Here is a 22,067-nt window from a genome sequence, read left to right as displayed (position 1 = left end):
ACCGGTGGATTCGGGGCATCACGGCGAACGGGTGGGGCGCGCGCCGCTGTCGCTTCGATCCACGGCGCCAGGGCAAGGGTTGATCGAAGGACCCTGTTTCTCCCGTACCTGAGGATCGGTGCACTGATGAGCGAATACGAACGTTCCCGTACGATGCCCGCGCTCCCGGAGCAGGTCTACGACCAGGCGGCCCGGGTGGACCGGCTCGACAGCTGGCTTCCGGAGGCCCTGCACGTCAGCGCGGAGGAGCTGCCCGCGGTCACCGTGCACGAGGACCGTACCGGCGAGGACACCCCGGCTCTGCTGCACCCGGAGAAGGACCAGATGCGGGTGGAGTGGGGGACGCGGAACGGAGGGAGCTACGCGGGATGGCTCCAGGTGGCGGGCATCGGCTCGGGCGCCAGCGAGGTCACCGTCCACCTGTCGTTCTTCGACGAGACGCACGACCCCGGGGAGCAGGCGGTGAACGACGCCCTCGACCAGAGCCTGCGGCGGCTCGAGGAGCAGGTCCGGCTCAGGGTCGAGGGCGCCGCCGGCTGATGCGCGGTCAGGAGAAGCAGCGCCCCAGCGCCTCCTGGGCCGCCTCGTGCGCGGCTCGGCGGTCCTGGTCGACCAGGCCGATCCGGGTCCGGCGGTCGAGGACGTCCGACTCGTCGAGAGCGCCCTCGTGCCGTACGGCCCAGACGAGTTCGGCGCGGGTGACCGGATGCCCGGGGGCCACGGGCCGGGCGAGGGCGGGGTCGGCGAGGCCGAGCGCGTGGACGGCCGGGGCCTCGGCGCCGTAGCGGCGGACCAGGCGCCGGGGTGCGCCGAGCCGGGCGAGCGCGCCGGGCGATGCCGCGCCGACCAGGGGGGTGGCGGCGGTACGGCTGGGGCCCGCGGTCAGACCGCCCGCGGCGAGGGCGGCGTCCACGGCGTCCTGGGCCATCCGGCGATAGGTGGTGAGCTTCCCGCCGACGACGGTGACGACACCTCCCGGCGAGGTGAGGACCGCGTGCCTGCGGGAGATGTCGGCCGTGCGTCCGGCACCGGAGCCGCCCGGCGCGCCGGTGTCCAGCAGCGGCCGCAGTCCGGCGAAGGCGCCGACCACGTCGTCGCGGCCCAACGGCACGTCGAGGGCGGAGCCGAGGACGTCGAGAAGGAAGCCGATGTCGGTCTCGGGAACGTCGGGCACGTCGGGGACGGGCCCTTCGACGGGTTCGTCGGTGAGTCCCACGTACACCCGGCCGTCGCCCTGCGGCAGGACGAGGACGAACCGGTTGGACTCCCCGGGGACCGGGATGTGCATGCCTGCGGCGAGGCCTCCCAGGTCGTCCGAGCGCAGCACGAGATGGGTGCCGCGGGAGGGGCGCAGGCGGACGTCGTCGACGAGGCCGCCCGCCCACACTCCGGCGGCGTTGATGACGGTACGGGCCCGGATCCGCAGTTCCTCGCCGGTGAGTTCGTCGCGGACGCGGGCGCCGGTGCCGGTCACCTCCAGTGCGCGGGTGCGGGTGAGTACGCGGGCGCCGTGGGCGGCGGCGGTCCTGGCGACGGCAATCACCAGGCGTGCGTCGTCGGTGAGTTGGCCGTCCCAGGAGAGCAGTCCGCCGCGCAGGCCCGTCGGGCGCAGGACCGGGGCCATGTGCCGGGTCTCGACGGCGGAGAGGGTGCGGGGTGCGGGCAGCGTGGTGCGCGAGGTGCGGGCGCCGGCGCGCAGCAGGTCCCCGGCGCGCAGCCCCGCCCGGGTCAGTGCGGCCTGGCGGCGGGAGACGAGCGGGGTCAGCGGCATGACGAAGGGCTGGGCGCGGACCAGGTGGGGGGCGGTGCGCTCCATGAGGATGCCGCGTTCGACCGCGCTTTCGTGGGCGACGTCGAGGTGGCCGGTGGCGAGGTAGCGCAGTCCGCCGTGGATGAGTTTGGAGCTCCACCTGGAGGTGCCGAAGGCGAGGTCGTGGGCGTCGATCGCGGCGACGGTGAGACCACGGGAGGCGGCGTCGAGTGCGGCGCCGGCGCCGGTGGCGCCGAGCCCGACGACGAGGACGTCGACCTGGGCGCCGTCGGCGAGTTCGGCGAGTTCGCGGCTGCGGCGGGCCGCGTTCAGCGAGGACGCGGGCGCCGGGGTGGCGGGCCTGTCGGGGCGGCTCATGGGGCGAGGGTCCTCTCCAGGATGGTCCGCAGTTCGTCGAGGAAGGCGGCGTCGGCGAGTTCGGGGTCGGCCTCTTCGGTCATCGTGCGCAGTGACAGGGCGAAGGACTGCACGACGAGCAGCAGTGAGCGGGCCTGGCGTTCGGGGTGGAAGCGGCGGACGGATCCGTCGGCGTGGCCCTCCGCGAGGCCGCCGGAGAGGAGTTCCAGCAGGGCGTCCTGACTGGCGCCCCTGCGGTCGAGAATGTAGGGGAGCAGCAGCTCGGGGTCCACATCGATGATCTTGTGGAAGAGCGGGTGGGCGCGGAAGGCCGCGACGCCCGCGACGAGTCCGTCGACGACGCGGCGCCGCGCGGGGGTGTCCGGCCGGTGGTCGGGCATGGCGCCGACGGCGAGACCGATCCACTCCCGGGTCATCAGGTCGCCGACGAGCGTGCGCACATCCGGCCAGCGGCGGTAGAGGGTCATGCGGGAGACCCCGGCGCGCCGGGCGATGTCGGTGAGCGTGGTCCGGCGTACGCCGACGGCCAGGACGCAGTCCCGGGCCGCGTCGAGGACGGCGTCCACGTCCGAGTGGTTGTGACGAATGGGCGTCATCTGTCACAGTGTAATGCCCAGGTAGGCCGTGCGGCAGTGCGCCCCGCCAGAGTCCGGTGACACCGACGTGAGGAAACAGCGCGTGGACATGTTGTGGAGCGGCTGGGGCGACCCGGCCAAGGCAGCACCCCTTCCGGACACGGTGACCGGCCTGCTGCACGATCTGCTCGGCGTGACACCGCGCAAGAACGGCCCCGCCTCGCTCGACGGGATCGCCGTACCGCCGTGCCCGCTCACCGATGCCGCGCGCGCGGCACTCACCGAGTGCGTGGGTGAGGCGCAGGTGCGCACCGACGCCGAGAGCCGTGTCCGGCACACCCGGGGCAAGTCCACCCCCGACCTGCTGCGGATCCGGGCCGGTGACGTCGAGGACATTCCCGCGGCGGTCGTGCTGCCGGGCAGTCACGACGAGGTGGCAGCCGTACTGGCAGCCTGCGCGGGGCAGGCGGTCTCGGTCGTGCCCTTCGGCGGCGGCACCTCCGTCGTCGGCGGTCTGGCACCCGAGGGCAAGCGCCCCTTCGTCGCGCTCGACCTGCGCCGGCTGGACGCCCTGCTCGCCCTCGACGACATCTCCCGTACGGCGACCGTGCAGCCGGGGTTGCGGGCGCCCGAGTGCGAGCGGCTGCTGAACGAACGGGGCTGGACGCTGGGCCACTTCCCGCAGTCGTTCGAGTGGGCCTCGGTCGGCGGTTTCGCCGCGGCCCGCTCCAGTGGCCAGGCGTCGGCGGGATACGGCCGTTTCGACGAGATGGTGCTCGGGCTGACCCTCGCCACCCCGGAAGGGACGCTGGAACTCGGGCGTGCCCCGCGCTCGGCGGCCGGGCCCGACCTGCGGCAGTTGGTCCTCGGCTCGGAGGGCGCGCTCGGGGTGATCACCTCCGTGACCGTACGGATACGACCCCTCCCGGCCACCCGGGTCTACGAAGGCTGGCGCTTCGCGTCCTTCGAGGCCGGGGCCGCTGCCCTGCGCAGGCTCGCGCAGGACGGCCCCCGGCCGACCGTGCTGCGCCTGTCGGACGAGACGGAGACGTTCGTCGGACTGGCGCAGCCCGACAGGATCGGCAGCTCAGTGGCCCGGCCGTCCGCCGGGTGCATGGCGATCGCCGGCTACGAGGGCAGCGCGGCGGACACCGAGGACCGGCGGGCACGGGCCCGCGAGGTGCTGCTGGCGTGCGGCGGCGAGTACGTCGGCGAGGAGCCGGGCGACCGCTGGGCGCACGGCCGCTACAACGCGCCCTATCTGCGCGATGCCCTGCTCGACGCGGGCGCCTTCGCGGAGACGCTGGAGACTGCCGCCTTCTGGTCCGCTCTTCCGGCCCTGTACGAGCAGGTGCGCCAGGCACTCACCACCACGCTGACCGAGGCGGGGACGCCGCCGCTCGTCATGTGCCACATCTCGCACGTGTACGAGAACGGCGCCTCCCTTTACTTCACCGTGGTCTCGGCGCAGGGTGAGGACCCGGTCGCCCACTGGGGCCCGGCGAAGCGGGCCGCGAACGACGCGATCCTGGCCGCGGGCGGCACCATCAGCCACCACCACGGCGTGGGTACCGACCACCGCGACTGGTACGCGCGGGAGATCGGCCCGGTGGGCGTCCGCGTCCTGCAGGCCCTCAAGGCCGAACTCGACCCGGCAGGGGTGCTCAGCCCCGGCGTGCTCGTCCCCCTCCGCTGACCGGCCACTGCTCCTGAAAGGCGCATTCATGCGACAGTTCACCGCCGTCGTCAACCCTGCCGCGGGCGGGTCGAGCGGTACGGCGGCCCTGCTGCCGCTGGCCCGTCTCCTGAGGGAGGCCGGGGCGCGGCTCGACACGCAGTACAGCCGCAGCCTGGAACACGCCCGGGAGGTGGCGCGGCAGGCGGGCGGGCAGGGGCACGTGGTGCTCGCCGTCGGCGGTGACGGCATCGCCGGCTGCGTCGGCGGCGCGCTCAGCGGCACGGGCGCCGCCTTCGGCATCGTGCCGGCGGGACGCGGCAACGACTTCGCACGGGCGCTCAGCCTGCCCTCGGAGCCGGCCGCGTTGGCCGAACTCCTGCTGCACGGCCCGCCGCGGCCGGTCGACACCATCCGGGTGAGCTCGGCGGTCCACGCCGAAACATCGGTTCTGGGCAGCGTGTACGCGGGCGTCGACGCGGTGGCCAACCGGCACGCCAACACCTCCCGGCTGCTGCGGGGCGCCGCCTCGTACTACGCGGGCGGGCTGCGTGCCGTCCTGGGCTGGCGGCCGGCCGCGTACCGCATCACGGTCGACGGCACCCTGTACGAACGGCGCGGCTACACGGTCGTGGCGGCCAACTCGGGCTTCTACGGCTTCGGTCGCAACATCGCCCCGGGCGCACGGCTCGACGACGGGCTGCTGGACGTCGTCGTCATCCGGCACGGCCCCAAGCGGCTGTTCTTCACGATGATGAACGAACTGAAGACGGGCGCCCATCTCGCACGCCCCGAAGTGGAGGTCCTCAGGGGCCGGGAGGTCCGCATCGAGGCCGACCGGGCCGTTCCGTACGGCGCCGACGGCGAGGTCGAGGCGGCGCTCCCGGTGACGGTGAGCGTCCAGCCCGGCGCGCTGAACGTGATCCGCTGACGCCGCCGCGGTCCCGCGAGTCCTCGGGGCCGGCGGGGTACCCCGGCCCGGGGCGCGGCCCCGCCGGCATCACGACGGGCACACGCCGGCCGCCCCGACCGCCCACGGGGAGATGTACTTCCACTCGGGGGCGACCAGCGGCCAGCAGGCGTTCCTCGGCTTCTGCCCGGACACCGGCAGGGCCCTCGCCGCCCTCTCCACCCGGCTCTACCACCGGCACGACACGTTCATCCCGACCGCGTACCGGCTCCTCGCCGACTATGTCTCCCGACGTTCCCCCGTGGCACGATTCAGCCGGCGTCTGCCGGTTACACGTCCGTTGTCCCGGTGGCGCGGGGCCCCGCCCGCGCCGTGCAGATGCGGCGGAAGGAGCGGAGCCGGCCGTGGCATGGCACCGATGGGTGGCGTGGGAAGGCGCGCGGGTGTGGACCTCCGTGCGCCGCGCCGTGACAGAGGCCGGTCCGGAGCGGGACCTGGCGGTCCAGTCGCTGAAGGCCGCCGGTGCCGCCGTCCTCGCATGGGCGCTGGTCGGCTGGTGGTGGAAGGCGCCCATGGCGCTGATGGCGCCCTGGACCGCCGTGGTCCTGGTGCAGAGCACCGTCTACCGGTCGCTGCGCGCCGGGACGCAGCAGCTGGCCCTCATCGGCATCGGAACCCTGCTCGCGGCGGGTGCCGCGTCGCTCACGGAGAACTCCATGGCGGCGATGGCGCTCGCGCTTCCCCCGGCCGTTCTGCTGGGGAACTACTCGCGCTTCGGGGACCAGGGCCTCTACGCGCCGACGACGGCCATCTTCGTGCTGGCGTACAGCTCCTTCTCGACGACCGCGATCGCGCATCGTCTCTTCGAGGCCCTCGTCGGCGCGCTGATCGGCATCGGTGTGAACGCCCTGGTCCTGCCCCCGGTCCACCTCCGTGACGTGCGGGAGAACCTGGACCGGCTCGGCCGTGACAGTGCCCAGCTGATGAGGACCGTGGCCGACGACGTGGAGAGCGGCTACGACCGGACCAGTGCCGGACAGTGGCACGAGGGCGCGCAGCGGCTGTGCGGAGCCGTGGAGGGCCTGGACAGGGCACGTGGCTGGACGCGGGAGAGTTACCGCTTCAACCCCGGCCACCGGCTACGGCGTCACGAGCCCCCTCCCCCGGACGACTGGGACGCCTACTGGAGCGGGATCGTCGACCGTCTGGCGTCCCTCACGGGCACCTTGGTGGACACGGCCGGGGAGTGGCGCCGGCTCGCCGCGCCGCCGGACACGGTGCTCGGTCTCCTCACCGAGCTGCTGCGTGCCGCGGCGGACGCGTGCGACATGGACCGCGCCGCGCTCGCCTCCCCGCCGGCCGGCGAAACCCGCGGCGAGGCGATGAAGCGGGCCTGGGAGGCGCACGGGCGTCTCAAGGGCTGTGTTCCCGACCACGACCACGAGACGGCGACCGCGGTCGGCGCGCTCGCAGCGCAGACCCAGCAGCTGCTGTACACGCTGGATGCCCGTCCCGGCCGGGACGGGCCCGGCTGAGGGCTGCGCCCGCCGCACGCAGGGACGGTGTCAGCAGGCCCAGTCCTTGTCGAGATCGAGGTCCATGTCCTTGCGCCGCTGTGTGAAGGAGAACCAGTTGCCCGAGTCGTCACGGAAGATGGCCTCCGTGCCGTAGGGGCGCTCCTGCGGCTCCTGAAGGAACTCCACACCGCGTGCCTTCAGCTTCTCGTAGTCGCCGTGGATGTCGTCGGTGGCGAGAACGCCCGCGCCGAGAACGCCCTTGGAGACGAGGGTCCGCACCGCCTCGGCGGACTCGGGGTCCATGGCGGGGGTGCCCGGCACCATGAGGGTCAGCTCCACCTCGGGCTGGTCCTTGGCTCCGACGGTCAGCCAGCGCATGCCTCCCTCGCCCATCGTCATGTCCGTACGCACCTCGAGGCCGAGCTTCTCGGTATAGAACTGCTTGGCGCGGTCCTGGTCCAGCACCCAGACGGTGGAAATGGCAAGACCCTTGATCATTTGCGTGCTCCTCGAACGGATTTCTGCGGTGCTGCCACGGTAGGCGGGGGGCGAGTCAGCCCGCTTCTTCAGAATTGCTGTGATCGGAACCGCCGTGCTCCGAACCGTTGGACCGCGGACCGCTGGACCGGGGACCGTCGTGCTCCGAACCGCTGGACCGGGGACCGCGGGGCTCCGGACGTCTGTTCTCGGGGCGCCCGGCGGGCGGGGGGAATCCTCCGGCCCAGAGCATCGCGTAGCAGCCGGGGATGAGCGCGGCGCCGCGACCGACGTGTTCGGCGCGGTACTCGCTCGGGGACAGGCCGGTCTGCTTCTTGAAACGGGCGGAGAACGTCCCGAGGCTGCTGAAGCCCACGAGCCCGCAGATCTCGGTGACGGAGAGATCGGCGGTGCGCAGCATCTCCTCGGCCCGTTCGACCCGGCGGCGGGTCAGATACTGGCCGGGGGTCTGCCCGTACACGGCTTTGAAGGCCCGGACGAAGTGGTAGCGGGAGTATCCGGCGTGCGCGGCGATCGCCTCGAGGTCCAGCGGCTCGGCCCAGTCGCGGTCCATCGCGTCCTTGGCCAGCCGCAGTTGTCGGAGATGGGCCAGATCGGTCACGCAACCATGCTGGCACGCGGCACTGACAGCAATAGGAGCATCAACGGACCGGCACAGCCAGACATTGACCCGACAGTGGAACATCTGATCGGATTCGGGTGTTTTCGCCTTGAAAGGGGTCGTGGCTCGTCCGCTCCGGCCCGATCCACCCCGGCTACGGAGTCCGGCTGCCCATGAGACTTTCCCGTATCGCTCCCGCCGCCGTCGCCGGCGTGGTGGCCGCGTTCGTCGTCGGCTGCGCCGGCGCTGCCGCAGACGGGGCGGCCGGTCCGTCCGCCGCGTCGCCTGTCGCCGCGCCGTCGTCCGTCCCGGTGCAGACCGCCCCCGCCGAAGCCGGCTCCGCTGCCGCCGCTCCCCCGGTGAGTGCCACCCCGGTCAGTGCCACCCCGGAGCCCGAGCCACGGACCGCGCCCGCCGTGCTGTCCATACCGGCCATCGGTCTGGAGGACCTGCGTGTCGTCCCGTACGAGGGCACGACCGACGACTGGCCCGGCACCCGCATCCAGAACCGCGGCGTCGCCGCCAGTCCGTACGGTGAGCACGGCGGTGTCGGCCCGGGCGAGATCGGCAACTACCTGGTCACCGCGCACCGGCTGTCCGCGGGTGGCCCCCTGCGCGACCTGCCGTCGCTCGACAAGGGCGAGTCGGTTTTCGTCGGCGCGGGCGGTTCGGTCTACGAGTACGTGATCACCGAGACCCGGCAGACGTCGTTCCGCTCGGAACGCTCGCTGGCCGAACAGCGGGCCGAGGTGCCCGGCCGCCCCGGGGAGCGGCCCACCAAGGCGATGATCACCATCTCCACCTGCGCGACGCCCGAGGACGACGCGGCAGGCAATTTCTGGCGGGACGACAAGGGCAACCCGGAGCATCGCATCGACAAGATCGGCGTGCTCCGTGACGTGACCCGCCCGTGAGCGCGGCGGGCGCTCGCCTCCCGGGGCCAGTCAGGCGAAGCGCTCCCAGACACGGTGGCTGCCCAGCAGCCGGGTGATCCCGGCGAGCGTGGCGTCCCCGCTGTCGCCGGTCACCACGCCGGGCGCGTCCGTGGGCACCCCGGCCGCCGTGAGAACGCTATCGGCGCCCGCCCAGCCGCCGATGGCCTTGCCGTGGCGGTACGCCTCCGACACCATCAGCAGCACCCGCGGATCGGCCCCGCCGGCGCCCCCCGCCGCCGCGTCACCGGCCTTCGCGTCGAGCGCGCCGGCCGCGTCGTCGGCCGGGCCGGGCGCGCCGGCGAGCAGGACGGCGTCGAACTCGATCGAGCGGGCGGTGGCGAAGGTGCGCTGCACGGTGACCGGCTCGCCGCCGCTGCTCAGTTCCCCGCCGGCCGGTGCGACGACCAGCGGCACCATGCCCGCGTCGAACACGGCCCGCCGCACGGAACGCACTCCCTCGAGGTCGCAGCCCGCGTCGGCGACGATGCCGATGACGCGTCCGTCCAGCGGCCAGGTCCGCCCGATCTGGGACAGCGCCGGACTCGGCTCGACCGTGGCGAGGGGCTGTGACGGCTCGGGGGCGGGCAGGCCGAGGGCGGTCGCGACGCCGGCGCACAGTTCCGGATCGATGTTGGCGAGGACCCGCAGTCCGCGTTCCTTGACGGCCCGCTCATAGCACTTGCCCAGCTCGAACGAGTAGGCGGCGATGATGTGCTGCCGCTCCACGGGGCTCATGCTGAGCCAGAACCGGCGGGGCTGGCTGAAGTGGTCGGCGAACGAGTCCGGTGCCTCCCGGACCTTCTTCGCGGCCGGCACCTCACGCGGCACCTCGACGTAGGCGCCCATGTCGGCCCCGGCCTGGAAGGGGCAGCCGCCGTCGAGCGTGTTGGGCCGGTAGGGCGCCACGCCCCGGTGCACGGCGGTCTGGTGCATGCCGTCGCGCAGCATGTCGTTGACGGGTGCGTGGGTGCGGTTGACGGGGATCTGCGCGAAGTTCGGGCCGCCGAGCCGGCTGATCTGGGTGTCGAGGTAGGAGAAGAGCCGGCCGGACAGCAGGGGGTCGTCCGTGATGTCGATGCCGGGGACGAGGTGACCGGGGTGGAAGGCCACCTGCTCGGTCTCCGCGAAGAAGTTCGAGGGGTTGGCGTTCAGAGTGAGCAGGCCGACCGGCTGCACCGGCGCCAGTTCCTCGGGGACGATGTTCGTCGGGTCGAGGAGGTCGATGCCCTCGAAGGTCTGCTCCGGGTTGTCGGGGAAGGTCTGGACGCCGAGTTCCCACTGCGGGTGGGCGCCCGCCTCGATCGCGTCGGCGAGGTCACGGCGGTGGAAGTCGGGGTCCATGCCGCCGGTGATCTGAGCCTCCTCCCAGACCATGGAGTGCACGCCCAGCTTCGGCTTCCAGTGGAACTTCACCAGCGTCGTGGCGCCCGCGGCGTTGACGAGCCGGAACGTGTGGACACCGAAGCCTTCCATCATGCGGAAGGAGCGGGGGATGCCGCGGTCGGACATGTTCCACAGCGTGTGGTGGGTGGCCTCCGTGTGCAGGGTGACGAAGTCCCAGAACGTGTCGTGGGCGCTCTGCGCCTGCGGAATCTCGCGGTCCGGGTGCGGTTTGCCGGCGTGGATGATGTCCGGGAACTTGATGGCGTCCTGGATGAAGAACACCGGGATGTTGTTGCCGACGAGGTCGAAGGTGCCCTCGCTGGTGTAGAACTTGGTCGCGAACCCGCGGGTGTCGCGCACCGTGTCGGCGGAGCCCCGCGAGCCGAGCACCGTCGAGAATCGGACGAAGACCGGTGTCTCGACCCCCTTGGCCAGGAACGCCGCCTTGGTGATCTCGGCGGCCGTGCCGTATCCCTGGAAGACACCGTGGGCGGCGGCGCCGCGGGCGTGGACGACCCGCTCCGGGATGCGCTCGTGGTCGAAGTGGGTGATCTTCTCGCGCAGATGGTGGTCCTGAAGCAGGACCGGACCGCGTTCGCCGGCCTTCAGCGAGTGGTCGGTGTCGGGCAGCCGGGCGCCCTGTGCGGTGGTGAGGTAGGCGCCGCCCTGGGCGACGGCCGCCTGGTCGGCCCCGGTCTCCCGGCCCGTCGGGCTCACGGTCGCGGGGCCGCTCTGGTCCGGCTTGGGCGGGAGGGGTTGACGGGGTTCCGTCGGTTCGTCGACGACGGGCGGCTCTGGCGACGGCCTGCCCGGGACGGCGCCTTCGGTTCCGGAGTCCTTCCGGTTCATGCGTCCTCCACGAAGTCGGGTGCCGGACGCCGGGGTGACCGCCGTCTCGGACATACCCGGCCGATTCTTCTGCCGCGAGCGGCACGGGGCAGCCTGAGTACCCCCATCCCGGTGGATCAAGCGGGGTGCTTCGGATCGTGGTGTGTGCTGCCGGGCGGTACGGCTACAGGCCGCCCGCCACGCGCAGGACGGCACCCGTCGTGTACGAGGCGTCGTCGGAGAGCAGCCATGCGACAGCCCCGGCGATCTCCTGCGGCTGTCCGGCCCGGCCCATGGGCACGGCCGCCGCGACCTTCGCCGGCCGCTGGGGGTCCTCGTGGAAGCCGGTCCAGACGGTGCCCGGCGCCACGCAGTTGACGCGGATGCCGTCGGCGGCGACCTCCTTGGAGAGCCCCGTGGTCATGGCGTCGACGGCGGCCTTGGTGGCCGCGTAGTGGACGTACTGGCCGGGACTGCCGAGCGTGGCCGCCGCGGAGGAGATGTTGACGATCGCGCCGCCGCCGGAGCGGGTCATGTCGCGGACCGCGCGGCGGGCGCAGAGCAGATATCCCCATACGTTGACGTCGAGGGCGCGGCGCATGCCGTCGGCGTCGGCGTCGGCGAGGCGGCCGTTGGGGCCGCTGATGCCGGCGTTGTTCACCAGCCCGGTGACGGTGCCGAGTTCCACCGCGCTGTCGAAGAGGCGGTCGACCGACGCCTCGTCCGCCGTGTCGACCCGGACCGTCAGGGACCTGCGGCCCGCCGCGCGGACGGCCTTGGCGACGTCGTGCGCGGCGTCGGCGTCGGAGCGGTAGCCGACCACCACGTCGTGGCCTTCCGCTGCGAGACGGGCGCAGACCGCGGCGCCGATACCGCGGCTGCCGCCGGTGACGATGGTGAGTGGCTGGCGCAAGGCGGGCTCCGGGGTCGGACGAAGGCGCGGGGCCGGGAACGGCGGCCATGTGCGCCGGTGTGCGGGTGTGCGTCGGCACACGGGTGCGCCCCGGTGCACGCGGCACGTCGGTGCACGGGTGTGCGCTCGGACTCTAGACCCTGGCCGGCTGCGCCCGCGCCTTCCCTCGACGCCCGGCCCCCTGGAGCCGGGAGGTGTCACGGCGCGGGGCGCAGCAGGAACAGGGCCGTGTCGTCCGTGCGGTCGCCGTAGGGGCGGGCACGGTTCATGAGCTGGTCGGCCAGCGTCTCGAGGTCGCGGGGACCGGCTGCCAGGGAGCGGACGAGGTCGTCGATCGCAACGTCGAGGTCGGTGCCCGGCTGTTCCACCAGTCCGTCGGTGAACAGGGCGAGGACCGCGCCGGACGGCAGGGCGTACTCGACCGACCGGTAGTCGGAGGCCGGTTCGATGCCGAGCAACAGGCCGGGCGGCACGTCCAGCGGCCGTGCGCTCCCGTCGGGACCGCGCAGCAGCGGCGGCAGGTGGCCTGCCGTGGCCAGGCAGGCACGCCTGCCGGCGAGGTCGATCTGGACGTAGAGACAGCTGGCGAAGAGCCCCGGATTCAGGTCGACGAGCAGGCGGTCGGCGCCGGCCAGGACAGTGCGTCACCGCGGCGGCGCTGATGGGCCAGGTCCGAGCACGTCCCGTAGGGGGTGGGCGTGGTCACCAGGGCTCCCCGCGCGTCGGGGTGGCGGGCCAGCGCGGCGCGGAAGGCGTCCGCGGAGGGCGGGTGCGCCAGGCGGCGGACCGGGTCCCACTGCGGGTCGACCCAGACGGGCCGGATGCCTGCGAGCACGAGCCCGGACACGACGGACTTGTGCGCGTCCCTGCCGACGACGAGTTTCTCGTGCGGTCCGGCGACGGCGAGCATGGCCGCCTTGACGGACAGTGAGCTGCCGCAGGTGGAGAAGAACGTGCGCTCCGCCCCTACGGCGTCCGCCATCAGCTCCTGTGCCTGCTCCAGGATCCGGTGCGAGGAGGTCCGGTCGTCGAGGCCGCTGATCGCGAGGACGTCGGACCGGAAGACCTCGTCGCCCAGTACCGCCCGGACCCGGGGATCCGCGCCGCGGTGCTGCTTGTGACCGGGCGGTGTGAAGGGGGTCTGGCGCTCCGCGTGGTACGCGGCCAGCGCTTCCAGTACGGGAGTCCGAGAGTGGTCCATGAGGTTCCGCTTCCCGTTGCGGCAGGACGAAAACGAGACGTCCGCCCGGCCGGCGGAACACGCGGTCGCCGATAACCGGTTGTCGAAGCCTTACCGGAACGGGTAGTTGTGCTGCATGACTACTCTCGGCGCCGTGTTCCGTCCGCAGTTGCCTCCCGAGCGGTTGCGGGAGGTGGTCCGCACGGCGGAGGCCGCGGGGCTGGAAGAGCTCTGGCTCTGGGAGGACTGCTTCCTGGAGAGCGGGATCGCCACGGCCGCCGCCGCCCTCGCCTGGTCGGAGCGGCTCCGGGTGGGCGTCGGCCTCCTCCCGGTGCCGTTGCGGAACGTCGCGCTGACGTCGATGGAGGCCGCCACGCTGCACCGGCTCTTCCCCGGGCGGATCGCACTGGGCGTCGGGCACGGCGTCCAGGACTGGATGGGCCAGGTCGGCGCGCGCGCCGAGTCGCCGCTGACGCTGCTGCGCGAGTATCTCGCCGCGATGCGCGCCCTGTTGAGCGGTGAGCGGGTCACCGTCGACGGCCGCTACGTGAAGCTCGACGACGTCGCCCTCGACTGGCCGCCGGCCACCGCGCCGCCGGTGCTGGCGGGAGCCACCGGTCCGCGCTCGCTGCGGTTGACGGGCGAGGCGGCCGACGGCACGATCCTGGACGCCTCGATGGCCCCCGACCAGGTACGGGAGGCGTGCCGGCTCGTCGAAGAGGGGCGGGCAGCGGCCGGACGCACGGGCCGCCACGAGACCGTCGTCTATCTCCACACGGCGACGGGCCCCGGCGCCGAGGACCGGCTCAGGGCCGAGCTGGAGCGCTCGGGCCACGCCCTCGGCGGCGAACTCGGCGTGGCGGGCGACGCGGGCTCGGTGGCGAAGGCCGTACAGCGCGTGGTGGACGCGGGCGCGGACACCGTGGTGCTCCAGCCGACGGCCGACGAACCCGCCCCGGAGGACTTCGTACGCTTCGTGGCCGAAGAGGTCCGGCCGCTCGTCCCCCGTACCTCCGGCTGATCCGGCGGCCGGACCGACGACGGCGTCGGACGGGCGGCCCGACGGCGGCCCGGGAGGGACGTCCGGCGGCGGCCGAGCGGCCTGACGGCGGCCAGGAAGGGCTGCCTGACGGGTGGTCAGTGCCGGTGCCTGGCATGGGCCGGCAGCTCGCTCACCCGCACCAGGTGGCCGAAGTCGACCGCCACGCCCTGCAACAGCAGGTCGACCAGCGGGCGGGCGCCGGCCCGGTCGGCCGCCGGCCCGCCGAAGAGGGCCCGCTGATAGACCACCGAGGCCAGCAGGTCGACCAGCAGCTCCGGGTCGACACCGGCCCGCAGGTCGCCGCGGTCGACGGCGCGTCGTACGGCGACCGCGGCGGCGTGCCTGCTGGGCCGCACCAGCACGTCGATCAACCGCTGGTGCAGGGCGGCGTCGTGGGCGCAGTCCGCGACCAGCGGGGCGAGGACGCCCGCCGGGAGGCGGTCGAGCAGCGCCTCCGCGAGCAGGCCGACGCTCTGGGTGAGGTCGCAGCGGGTGCAGCCGTTGTCCGGCACGGGCGGGGTGACCAGGACGGAGGCGAGGGCGTCGATCACCAGGCTCTGGCGGGTGGGCCATCGTCGCCGGACGGACGGTTTCGTCGTGCCGGCCCTGGCCGCGACCGCCTCGAGCGAGAACCCGGCATACCCGTGTTCGCGCAGCACGTCGAGGGTCGCCGCCACCACCGCGGCATCGATCGCCGGGTCGCGCGGGCGGCCGGCCGCGGCGGGGGTCACCGCTCGCCGTCCTGCGGGTACCAGCGCAGCTCGACGGTGTTTCCGTCGGGGTCCCGCACATAGATCGACTGCGCGTCGCCGCGGGCGCCGTAGCGCCCGACCGGACCCTCCAGGACGGTGAACACCCCGGAGTCGACGACCTCTTGCCAGTCCAGCGGGTCGACGACGAGGCATATGTGGTCCACGTTCGACTCGCCTCGGGGCCGGCCGACGAGATCGACGATGGTGACCGGGCTGACCCGGACCGACGGGAACGGCGCCTTGCCGGCCCGCCACTCCTCCACGCGGACGGGCTCGAGGCCGAGCGGTCCGCAGTAGAACTCCAGGGAGCGCTCGACGTCCTGGACATTGAGCACCAGGTGGTCGAAGTCCTTCACCCGCATGATGTTCCCCCTCCATTCAATTATGTTCCGGTTCGGATTGTAATCGGCGTTCGAGCCTCTTGACAAGGGCGGCATCCACGAATCCACGTGCCGTTTAGCCCCTTTTTGGGGTGGTTACACGGCCTGAGGGACGCCGTAGAAGGAGGAAGAAAAGTGATCACCAAAGCACAGATCCGCAATGTGCTCGACCACCCGGTCTACGACGCCGACGGCAACAAGGTCGGCAACACCAAGCATGTCTTCCTCGACGATGCCACCGGGGAACCGGACTGGGTGAGCGTGCAGACGGGCATGTTCGGCAGCAACGAGTCGTTCGTACCGATCCGCGACGCGCACATGGTCGGGGACCACCTCGAGGTGCCCTACCCGAAGGACAAGATCAAGGACGCGCCGAACGTCGACGTCGACGCCGGTGGTCACCTTTCGGCGCAGGAGGAGCAGCGGCTGTACCGCCACTACAGCATCGACTGGGACGCCGCGTGGAAGCGCGCCAACGAGCCCTCCGAAGGCCGGGCCCAATCGGACAGGACCGGTGCGGCCGGTACGACGGGCCCGGGTGTTGCAGGTGCGGCAGGGGCTGCCGGCGCGGCAGGCATGGCGGGCAGGAGCCGTGCGACGTCCGGCGAGGGCATGGCCGGCGAGACCCCCGCCCGCGGGCGTACGGCGGCGGCCGGCGAACCCTACGGCCGTGATCTGGCGGGCGACCGCCGTGACATGGCGGGCCGGGACCGCAAGGGCGAGACCGACACGGCGATGACACGGTCCGAGGAGACCATGCACGTCGGCACCGAACGCCACGAGGTCGGCAGGGCACGCCTGCACAAGTACGTCGTGGCGGAGGAGCAGGAGCAGACCATTCCGCTGCGCCACGACGAGGTCCGTGTGGAGCGCGAGCCGATCACCGAGAAGAACAGGGGTGCCGCGCTGTCCGGGCCGGAGATCTCCGAGGCCGACTACGAGGTCACGCTGTACGAGGACCGGCCGGTGGTGGAGACCCGCGTCGAGCCGGTCGAGCGCGTCCGGCTGACCACCGAAGAGCGCATCGAGGAGGAGACGGTCAAGGGCCGGGTCCGCAAGGAGCGGATCGAGGCCGACATGCCGGACAAGGCCGCGGAGCAGGCCTCCCGCGAGAAGCACGAACGCGGCGGCCCGGGCGGCGCCGCCTGACGCGGGACGGGGCGCGAGCGCCGGCAGAAACGGGGCGACGGGGGCGGCCGAAGCAAGCCGAGGGCGCCTGACGGTTCCTGGAACCGGTCAGGCGCCCTCGGTTCCTGCAACCGGTCAGGCTCCCTCGGCGGTTGTGCACCGCCGACGCACCGTCAGCGCGTCGGCGCGGCGGGCAGCGTTCCCGGCCGCTCCTCGTGGAGCTGCTCCAGGCGTCGCTGGAGCAGTCTGAGCGCGCCGCGCTGCCGGCCGGGCACACGGCGTCGCAAGGCGACCAGGGCCGGGGCGAGCCGGCGGGCCCGGGCGGCGTCCCTGATCTGCTCCCACTGGTGGTGGGCGCGGTCCACGGCCGCCTCGACGTCCGGATCGTCCGCGGTCTGCTGCCGTCCCAGCCGCACGTCCGCGGCGGTCATCCACAACTCGCAACTGCGGGCCGGGTGCTGGGCGAGCCGTGCCAGGTCCGCCCGTACCTCCAGCCAGTGCAGGACCTGGACCGAGCCGGGGCCGTGGAGGCGCAGGGCCTCGTTCTCCCGCGCCGCGGCCGCGGCGGCGGCCTCGGCGTGGCGTCCGGCCCGGGCGGCGGCGAGGATCGCCGGATGCGGATCGCTCCTGGGCGGTTGGGTCCCTGGTGCGAATCCGGCCGCGGGTGCCTGCGGCGGTTCGGCCCCCGGCGCTCGCGGCGCGACTGCGGCGGGTTCGGCGGGAACGGCGGGTTCGGCCCCGGAGGCCCGCGGCGGGGCGGCGTCGTCAGCCGCGGCGGGAACGGCCACCTGCCCGGGCACGGGAACGGCCACGGGCAGGGGCGCCGGCGTGTGGCCCGGTATGTGGGCCTGTGTCTGCGGTGCCTGCGCGTGGGCCTGTGCGTGCGGGGCCTGCTGCGCGTGCGGGGCGTGTGTGTGGGCCGGGCCGGCCGTCGTGACGCCGAACAGCAGCGCGCCGTCCGGACCGTTCTCGGCCGCGGCCTGCGCGGCGGCCTGTCCGTGCAGCTCAGGAAGGGCCGGACGCGCCCCGCTGCGCCAGATCCCCGCCACGGCCTTCAGATGGACGGGAGCAGCGACCCGGCGCCTGCCGGACGCGGGGGCGATCCGCCCGTACACCCGGGTTCCGTCGCCCAGGCCTATGTGACCACCGGTGACCTGCCGCCACGCTTCCGCGTCGGCGACGAGATCGAGGACGACCGTGGTGGAGCCCGGCCGCCGGGCCTTGATCTCGCCGGCCAGCCAGTGCCAGGGCAGTCCGGTGTAGCGCAGCGTCGCCGGGGCCGTCCGCGCGAGGGCCATGTGCAGCAGCCGTTGCTTGCGGTCCACGTGCAACTGCCCGGCGAGATAGAGGTGCAGCGGTCCCGGTGCCGCCGCGGCGGCACGGATACGGGTGAGAACCGTCTGGGGATCGAGCGGGTCGGCGAGCTCGATCACGGTGGCCGACGCGGCTCCGGCCGTACCGGCGAGGATGTCCGCCGGTACGGCGGCGAGCGCGGGCAGCACCGACGCCGCGTCGATCAGCCGCCCCTTGCCGGCCGGGGCGGCCGCGAGGAGCAGCGCCGTCCCCGGTTCCGGATTCTTCCCGTTCTCCCCTGTGATCAGCACATCAGCACCGTACCCGGTTCCGTGAACCGGGCCGGACGACCGTGGCGATGCTACCCGTGGAGGCGGTACTTGAGGTGTGTGGCGCCGGGGGTGCCGACGACCCTGACGGCCTCCAGGCGCCGCTGCCGCGTCCCCAGGTTGTCGAACAGCCGCAGCCCCGCGCCCATCAGCACCGGAACCACATGGAGTTGCAGTTCGTCGATCAGCCCTGCCCGCAGATACTGCTGGACGGTGGCGGCGCCGCCCGCGATGTCGACATTGCGCCCGCCGGAGGCGGCCTTCGCCTGTTCCAGCGCGCTGTGGATGCCGTCCGTGACGAATGTGAACGTGGTGCCGCCCTCCTTGACGAGCGGCTGACGCGGACGGTGGGTGAGGACGAACACCGGAGAGCGGAAGGGCGGGTTGTCGCCCCACGGTTCCTCACCGGTGTCGTACATCGTCCGCCCCATCACGACGGCCCCGGTCGAGTCGAACCACTCGCGCATGATCTCGGAGTCCTGGTTGTCCTCGCCGCCGGTCATGCCCTGGCGCTCGCGCCACGACGCGAGGTCGTGGATCCAGTGGAACAGCGCCTGTGCGCCGTTGCCTCCGGGGTTGTCCGGGCCGATGTCCGTTCCGGCGACAAAGCCGTCCAGGGACATGGCCAGATCGGCGGTGACGGTCGTCGTCATACGAAGCTCCTTCGGTGCGGTGTGCGACGTTCTCACCCGTGCGTCGATCGGGGCGGGGCCGATTCGACATCGTCGGGCAGAAGATCCGCGGCTTCTTTCAGCGTGCCGCCGCGGGTGCACGGCGGGGCTCCGCCGGGTCTGCCGTCTGGTGGGACCGCCGGGTCGCCGGACGCCCGCCACCGGGCGACCATGAGAGACAGGGGTGGAACCCGTCGGCACGCAGGGGGCCTCTTCGAGGGAGATGCCAGTGGTGCACACCGATGTTCTGGTGGTGGGCGCGGGGCCGGTCGGGCTGACCGCCGCGGCGGAGCTGCGGCGGCGGGGTGTGGGGTGCCGCGTCATCGACAGACTGCCGGCCCGCCTGCCGTACGCGAAGGCCGTCGGCATCCAGCCCAGGACCCTGGAGATCTGGGACCGGATGGGCATGGTCGGCGCCGCTCTGGACGCCGCGGTGCCGATGCGCGGCCAGCTGATGTACGTGAACGGTGCGGAACAGGCGCGCGTGGAGCTCTCGTTGCCGCCGGACGTCCCGTACGGCTTCGCCGCGCTGCCTCAGTACGAGACGGAGCGGATCATCGAGGAGCACCTGGCCCGGTGGGACACCGGGATCGAACGGGGCGTGGAGCTGGTGTCCTTCGAGCAGGACGACGAGGGGGTGTGGTGCAGGATCACCACGCCGTCAGGCCGCGAGGAGGAGGTCAGATCCCGTTTCCTGGTGGGCTGCGACGGTGCCCACAGCATCGTCCGCAAGTCGCTGGGGCTCACCTTCGAAGGCGGTGCGTTCCCCGAGGAGTACATGCTCGCGGACGTGGAGGTGGACTGGAGCCTGCCGGCGGGCTACGGGGTGCGGGCCCTGCACCGCGGCGACGGCGCCACCGACGACCTGCTGGTGTGCATCCCGCTGCCGGGGCGCTCCCGTTACCGCATGTCGATGCTCGTCCCGCCCGAACTGTCCGTACAACGGCAGCCGGACGGGGATCGGGTGGCCCACGGGCTCGAGAGTGGCCGTGCCCCCGGGCTCGAACATGTCCAGGCCGTACTCGACCGTCTCGCGCCGGAGCCCACCACAGCCTCCGCGCTGCGCTGGTCGTCGGTGTTCCGGATCAGCCACCGGCTCGTGGACCGCTACTCGCGAGGCAGGGTGTTCGTCGCGGGCGACGCCGCGCACATCCATCCGCCGACCGGTGCGCAGGGCATGAACACCGGTATCCAGGACGCCTGGAACCTGGCCTGGAAGCTGGCCCTCGCGGTGGCCGGCGCCGCCGGTCCGCGGCTGCTGGAGAGTTACGACGCCGAGCGCCGACCCGTCGGCGAGGAGGTGGTGGGACGCACGGTCCGGCATGCGACCGCGGGCGGGGTCCAGGCCGATCCGGAGGACCGTCGCACGCTTCTGCTGCGGGAGGCCCAGCTGCTGGTCGGCTACCGGGGCAGCCCGGTCGTCGGCCCGGCCGCCGTGGGGCACGACGGTCCGGACGCCGGTGACCGGGCGCCGGACTGCGGTGGTCTCCTCGGACCGGTCGCCACGTTCCCGGTCCGGCTGTTCGACGCGCTCCGGGGCCACGACACGCACACGCTGCTGCTCTACGCGGACGACCCCGGCTCGCTGGAGCGTTCGGCGCGAGTGGCCGCGGAGACCGGGCGGCTGACGCACGGGCAGGTGAGCTCCTGTCTCGTACTCGGTGCCGATGCGGCCGACGGCGGCGCGGGCCTGCCAGCGTGGCGGGACAGCCGGGGCGAGTTCCGGCGCGTCTACCACGTGACGGGCCCGACGGGCATCCTGCTGCGCCCCGACGGCCATGTGGGCCTGCGGCAGTCGCCGCCCGCCGCGCCGGAGTTCGCCGCGCACCTCGGCCGGGTCCTCGGGATCCGGACCCCCGCCGGCGGGCCGGGCCACGCGGCTGCGTGACCCGGCCGCGGCGGCCACGACGGCCGGTCGCACGGGGGTGCGAGCGGCCCGGCCGTGGCGGCCGTCCGTTCGTCAGGCCGTGTGCAGGCGCAGCCCGTAGCGGCCGAGGATCTCGTTGACGGGCTGGTGCCAGGTCTGACCGCCGGTGCTGCAGTTGCCCCAGCCGCCGGAGGTGACGCCCTGCGCCTGGTCGCCGCTGATGAACGAGCCGCCGGAGTCGCCCGGTTCGGCGCAGACGCTCGTCTTGGTCATCTGATGGACGGCGCCCTGGCTGTAGTTGACGGTCTCGTTCTTGGCGAGGACGTTGCCGCAGTGCCAGTGGGTGGTGGAGCCGGAGCGGCAGACGGAGGCGCCGATCGGGGCCTCGGCCGAGCCGCGGACCAGCTGGTCGGGGACGGTTCCCCAGCCGAGGACCACGGGGACGGTCCACCAGCCGCTGCCGACGTTGACCCAGGCGTAGTCGTCACCCGGGAACGACGAGCCCTGGAAGGTGCCGATGTACGAGCCGTCCCAGCCGCGCACGGCGGCTCCCGCCCGTCCGCAGTGCCCGGCGGTGACGAAGCCGCCGTGGACGGAGAAGCCGATGGAGCAGCGGACGTTGCCGGTGTAGTACGGGTCGCCGCCGACGGTGCCCGCGGCGAACGGCTGCGGCGCCTGCGAGATCTCCTCGACCGCGACCGGGCCGGCGTCCTCCGCCCGGTCCAGGAATGCCTGGACATCGTTGTCAGCCCGCTCCGAGGCGACCACGTTCACCACGACCCGGTTCACCTTCGGGTCGACGTGCCAACTGCTGACGCCGGCGGGCGCCTTCAGTGCGTCGATCTCCCGCTTGACGGAGTCGAGTTGCTTCGCGCTGTGGGACACGAGGCGGACGTCGGCGCCCGTCGCCCGTACGCCACGGGCCTTGCCGGAGTCGGTGACGGCCACGGTCAGTTTTCCGCTGCCGGCGTCGAACCAGGAACCGCCGAAGGCCTTTCCGGCGGCGCGCTGCGCCTTTCCTTCGACAGCGGCGGCCTTCTCCTCCGCCGCCAGGCGGGCCTTCGCCCCGGCCTCGTCGAGGCCGAGGTCGCGCTGCATGGCCTCGAGGAGACCGGTGGAGAGCCGGGACTCCGGCGCGGGGACGGAGGAGGCGGAAGTGGAGGCGGCGGCGGGCCCGGACCCGACGGCGGCCCAGGAACCCAGGAGGAGGAGTGCGGACAGGCCCGTGCGTATGACTGTCGTGCGTCTCAAGGGGTTGACCTTTCGGTTGTTCCAGCGATGTGGGGGATGGAACAGGCCGCACCTGAGAGCGCTCTCAGGTGCGCCCCGGCGGAGCGTAACCGAACTGCGGGAGCAGGTCCATGCCAAGTGCGGTGCGCGCCGGAATTGCCCGGATCCCGGCGGGAACCGGCCGTGCGGGGAAATGTGTCTGTGCCGTAGACAGCGCCAGGGCGGGGGGAAC

Annotated in this window: 20 protein-coding genes and 1 pseudogene; 8 read left to right on the top strand and 13 right to left on the bottom strand. The window is 73.1% G+C overall.

Going from position 1 to position 22,067, the window contains the following annotated elements:
• Window positions 1-126: 126 nt before the first annotated feature.
• Window positions 127-540, top strand: a complete 414-nt coding sequence (locus OGH68_RS34875; protein ID WP_264249550.1) for an SRPBCC family protein — start codon at window positions 127-129, stop codon at window positions 538-540.
• A 7-nt stretch (window positions 541-547) separates the two neighbouring features.
• Here the strand turns inward: OGH68_RS34875 and OGH68_RS34870 are convergent, their stop codons facing one another.
• Together OGH68_RS34870 and OGH68_RS34865 are read right to left on the bottom strand one after the other, a co-directional pair.
• Window positions 548-2,128 carry a glycerol-3-phosphate dehydrogenase/oxidase gene (locus OGH68_RS34870; protein ID WP_264249547.1) on the bottom strand — a complete coding sequence of 527 codons (1,581 nt, stop codon included), beginning with the start codon at window positions 2,126-2,128 and terminating at the stop codon, window positions 548-550.
• Window positions 2,125-2,724 carry a TetR/AcrR family transcriptional regulator gene (locus tag OGH68_RS34865; RefSeq protein WP_264249546.1) on the bottom strand — a complete coding sequence of 200 codons (600 nt, stop codon included), beginning with the start codon at window positions 2,722-2,724 and terminating at the stop codon, window positions 2,125-2,127. Before OGH68_RS34865 ends, OGH68_RS34870 begins: the two co-directional genes overlap by 4 nt.
• Window positions 2,725-2,806: 82 nt before the next feature.
• Between OGH68_RS34865 and OGH68_RS34860 the strand changes: the two genes are divergently transcribed.
• From OGH68_RS34860 to OGH68_RS34845, 3 genes are all read left to right on the top strand, one after another.
• A complete protein-coding gene (locus OGH68_RS34860; RefSeq protein ID WP_264249545.1) occupies window positions 2,807-4,399 on the top strand; it encodes an FAD-binding oxidoreductase in 1,593 nt (530 codons plus the stop codon).
• 28 nt (window positions 4,400-4,427) lie between these two features.
• On the top strand, window positions 4,428-5,309 hold the full coding sequence (locus OGH68_RS34855) for a diacylglycerol/lipid kinase family protein (RefSeq protein ID WP_264249544.1): 882 nt from the start codon (window positions 4,428-4,430) through the stop codon (window positions 5,307-5,309).
• 383 nt (window positions 5,310-5,692) lie between these two features.
• Window positions 5,693-6,823, top strand: coding sequence for an FUSC family protein (locus OGH68_RS34845; RefSeq protein ID WP_264249543.1), 1,131 nt, complete (start codon window positions 5,693-5,695; stop codon window positions 6,821-6,823).
• 30 nt (window positions 6,824-6,853) lie between these two features.
• Here the strand turns inward: OGH68_RS34845 and OGH68_RS34840 are convergent, their stop codons facing one another.
• Both OGH68_RS34840 and OGH68_RS34835 read right to left on the bottom strand, forming a co-directional pair.
• On the bottom strand, window positions 6,854-7,303 hold the full coding sequence (locus OGH68_RS34840) for a VOC family protein (RefSeq protein ID WP_264249542.1): 450 nt from the start codon (window positions 7,301-7,303) through the stop codon (window positions 6,854-6,856).
• Window positions 7,304-7,358: 55 nt separating this feature from the next.
• On the bottom strand, window positions 7,359-7,856 hold the full coding sequence (locus tag OGH68_RS34835) for a helix-turn-helix transcriptional regulator (protein ID WP_264250433.1): 498 nt from the start codon (window positions 7,854-7,856) through the stop codon (window positions 7,359-7,361).
• A 221-nt stretch (window positions 7,857-8,077) separates the two neighbouring features.
• On the opposite strand from OGH68_RS34835, the gene OGH68_RS34830 reads away from it, so the two are divergent.
• A complete protein-coding gene (locus OGH68_RS34830; RefSeq protein WP_264249540.1) occupies window positions 8,078-8,818 on the top strand; it encodes a class E sortase in 741 nt (246 codons plus the stop codon).
• Window positions 8,819-8,848: 30 nt separating this feature from the next.
• On the opposite strand, the gene OGH68_RS34825 is transcribed toward OGH68_RS34830, so the two are convergent.
• The 4 genes and pseudogenes from OGH68_RS34825 to OGH68_RS34810 all read right to left on the bottom strand — a co-directional run.
• Entirely contained in the window at window positions 8,849-11,071 is a 2,223-nt protein-coding gene (locus OGH68_RS34825) for a catalase (protein WP_264249538.1), read from the bottom strand.
• A gap of 163 nt (window positions 11,072-11,234) precedes the next feature.
• Entirely contained in the window at window positions 11,235-11,963 is a 729-nt protein-coding gene (locus OGH68_RS34820) for an SDR family NAD(P)-dependent oxidoreductase (RefSeq protein ID WP_264249537.1), read from the bottom strand.
• Between the two features lie 197 nt (window positions 11,964-12,160).
• On the bottom strand, window positions 12,161-12,568 hold the full coding sequence (locus OGH68_RS34815) for a PP2C family protein-serine/threonine phosphatase (protein WP_264250432.1): 408 nt from the start codon (window positions 12,566-12,568) through the stop codon (window positions 12,161-12,163).
• A 59-nt stretch (window positions 12,569-12,627) separates the two neighbouring features.
• Window positions 12,628-13,164 (bottom strand): annotated as a pseudogene (locus tag OGH68_RS34810) (ornithine decarboxylase); the annotation flags it as partial.
• A 115-nt stretch (window positions 13,165-13,279) separates the two neighbouring features.
• Here OGH68_RS34810 and OGH68_RS34805 point away from each other — a divergent pair.
• Window positions 13,280-14,164 carry an LLM class flavin-dependent oxidoreductase gene (locus OGH68_RS34805; RefSeq protein WP_264249536.1) on the top strand — a complete coding sequence of 295 codons (885 nt, stop codon included), beginning with the start codon at window positions 13,280-13,282 and terminating at the stop codon, window positions 14,162-14,164.
• A 116-nt stretch (window positions 14,165-14,280) separates the two neighbouring features.
• Here OGH68_RS34805 and OGH68_RS34800 read toward each other — a convergent pair whose 3' ends face one another.
• Together OGH68_RS34800 and OGH68_RS34795 are read right to left on the bottom strand one after the other, a co-directional pair.
• Window positions 14,281-14,916, bottom strand: coding sequence for a TetR/AcrR family transcriptional regulator (locus OGH68_RS34800; protein ID WP_264249535.1), 636 nt, complete (start codon window positions 14,914-14,916; stop codon window positions 14,281-14,283).
• A complete protein-coding gene (locus tag OGH68_RS34795) occupies window positions 14,913-15,299 on the bottom strand; it encodes a VOC family protein (RefSeq protein WP_264249533.1) in 387 nt (128 codons plus the stop codon). The genes OGH68_RS34800 and OGH68_RS34795 overlap by 4 nt, the downstream gene beginning before the upstream one ends.
• Window positions 15,300-15,452: 153 nt before the next feature.
• Here OGH68_RS34795 and OGH68_RS34790 point away from each other — a divergent pair, with 153 nt between their 5' ends.
• Window positions 15,453-16,466, top strand: a complete 1,014-nt coding sequence (locus tag OGH68_RS34790) for a PRC and DUF2382 domain-containing protein (protein WP_264249520.1) — start codon at window positions 15,453-15,455, stop codon at window positions 16,464-16,466.
• 152 nt (window positions 16,467-16,618) lie between these two features.
• Here the strand turns inward: OGH68_RS34790 and OGH68_RS34785 are convergent, their stop codons facing one another.
• Both OGH68_RS34785 and OGH68_RS34780 read right to left on the bottom strand, forming a co-directional pair.
• Window positions 16,619-18,049, bottom strand: a complete 1,431-nt coding sequence (locus OGH68_RS34785) for a hypothetical protein (protein ID WP_264249519.1) — start codon at window positions 18,047-18,049, stop codon at window positions 16,619-16,621.
• A gap of 50 nt (window positions 18,050-18,099) precedes the next feature.
• Window positions 18,100-18,720: a dihydrofolate reductase family protein gene (locus tag OGH68_RS34780; RefSeq protein ID WP_264249518.1), complete on the bottom strand. Its 621-nt coding sequence runs from the start codon at window positions 18,718-18,720 to the stop codon at window positions 18,100-18,102.
• A 247-nt stretch (window positions 18,721-18,967) separates the two neighbouring features.
• On the opposite strand from OGH68_RS34780, the gene OGH68_RS34775 reads away from it, so the two are divergent.
• On the top strand, window positions 18,968-20,626 hold the full coding sequence (locus tag OGH68_RS34775) for an FAD-dependent monooxygenase (protein WP_264249517.1): 1,659 nt from the start codon (window positions 18,968-18,970) through the stop codon (window positions 20,624-20,626).
• A 72-nt stretch (window positions 20,627-20,698) separates the two neighbouring features.
• Here the strand turns inward: OGH68_RS34775 and OGH68_RS34770 are convergent, their stop codons facing one another.
• Window positions 20,699-21,856: a S1 family peptidase gene (locus OGH68_RS34770; RefSeq protein ID WP_264249515.1), complete on the bottom strand. Its 1,158-nt coding sequence runs from the start codon at window positions 21,854-21,856 to the stop codon at window positions 20,699-20,701.
• Between the last annotated feature and the right edge of the window lie 211 nt (window positions 21,857-22,067).

Source organism: Streptomyces peucetius, assembly GCF_025854275.1.
In the GTDB taxonomy this organism is placed as follows: Bacteria; Actinomycetota; Actinomycetes; order Streptomycetales; family Streptomycetaceae; genus Streptomyces; species Streptomyces peucetius_A.
The sequence above is the reverse complement of the archived record's forward strand: the minus strand, read 5'-3'. Positions and strand labels throughout refer to the sequence as shown.

Bases quoted from the DNA above. Each gene is read 5' to 3' on its own strand.
- OGH68_RS34870 (WP_264249547.1), bottom strand. From the start codon at position 2,128: ATGAGCCGCCCCGACAGGCCCGCCACCCCGGCGCCCGCGTCCTCGCTG.
- OGH68_RS34855 (WP_264249544.1), top strand. From the start codon at position 4,428: ATGCGACAGTTCACCGCCGTCGTCAACCCTGCCGCGGGCGGGTCGAGC.
- OGH68_RS34835 (WP_264250433.1), bottom strand. From the start codon at position 7,856: ATGGACCGCGACTGGGCCGAGCCGCTGGACCTCGAGGCGATCGCCGCG.
- OGH68_RS34780 (WP_264249518.1), bottom strand. From the start codon at position 18,720: ATGACGACGACCGTCACCGCCGATCTGGCCATGTCCCTGGACGGCTTT.
- OGH68_RS34875 (WP_264249550.1), top strand. From the start codon at position 127: ATGAGCGAATACGAACGTTCCCGTACGATGCCCGCGCTCCCGGAGCAG.
- OGH68_RS34865 (WP_264249546.1), bottom strand. From the start codon at position 2,724: ATGACGCCCATTCGTCACAACCACTCGGACGTGGACGCCGTCCTCGAC.
- OGH68_RS34825 (WP_264249538.1), bottom strand. From the start codon at position 11,071: ATGAACCGGAAGGACTCCGGAACCGAAGGCGCCGTCCCGGGCAGGCCG.
- OGH68_RS34795 (WP_264249533.1), bottom strand. From the start codon at position 15,299: ATGCGGGTGAAGGACTTCGACCACCTGGTGCTCAATGTCCAGGACGTC.
- OGH68_RS34830 (WP_264249540.1), top strand. From the start codon at position 8,078: ATGAGACTTTCCCGTATCGCTCCCGCCGCCGTCGCCGGCGTGGTGGCC.
- OGH68_RS34840 (WP_264249542.1), bottom strand. From the start codon at position 7,303: ATGATCAAGGGTCTTGCCATTTCCACCGTCTGGGTGCTGGACCAGGAC.
- OGH68_RS34805 (WP_264249536.1), top strand. From the start codon at position 13,280: ATGACTACTCTCGGCGCCGTGTTCCGTCCGCAGTTGCCTCCCGAGCGG.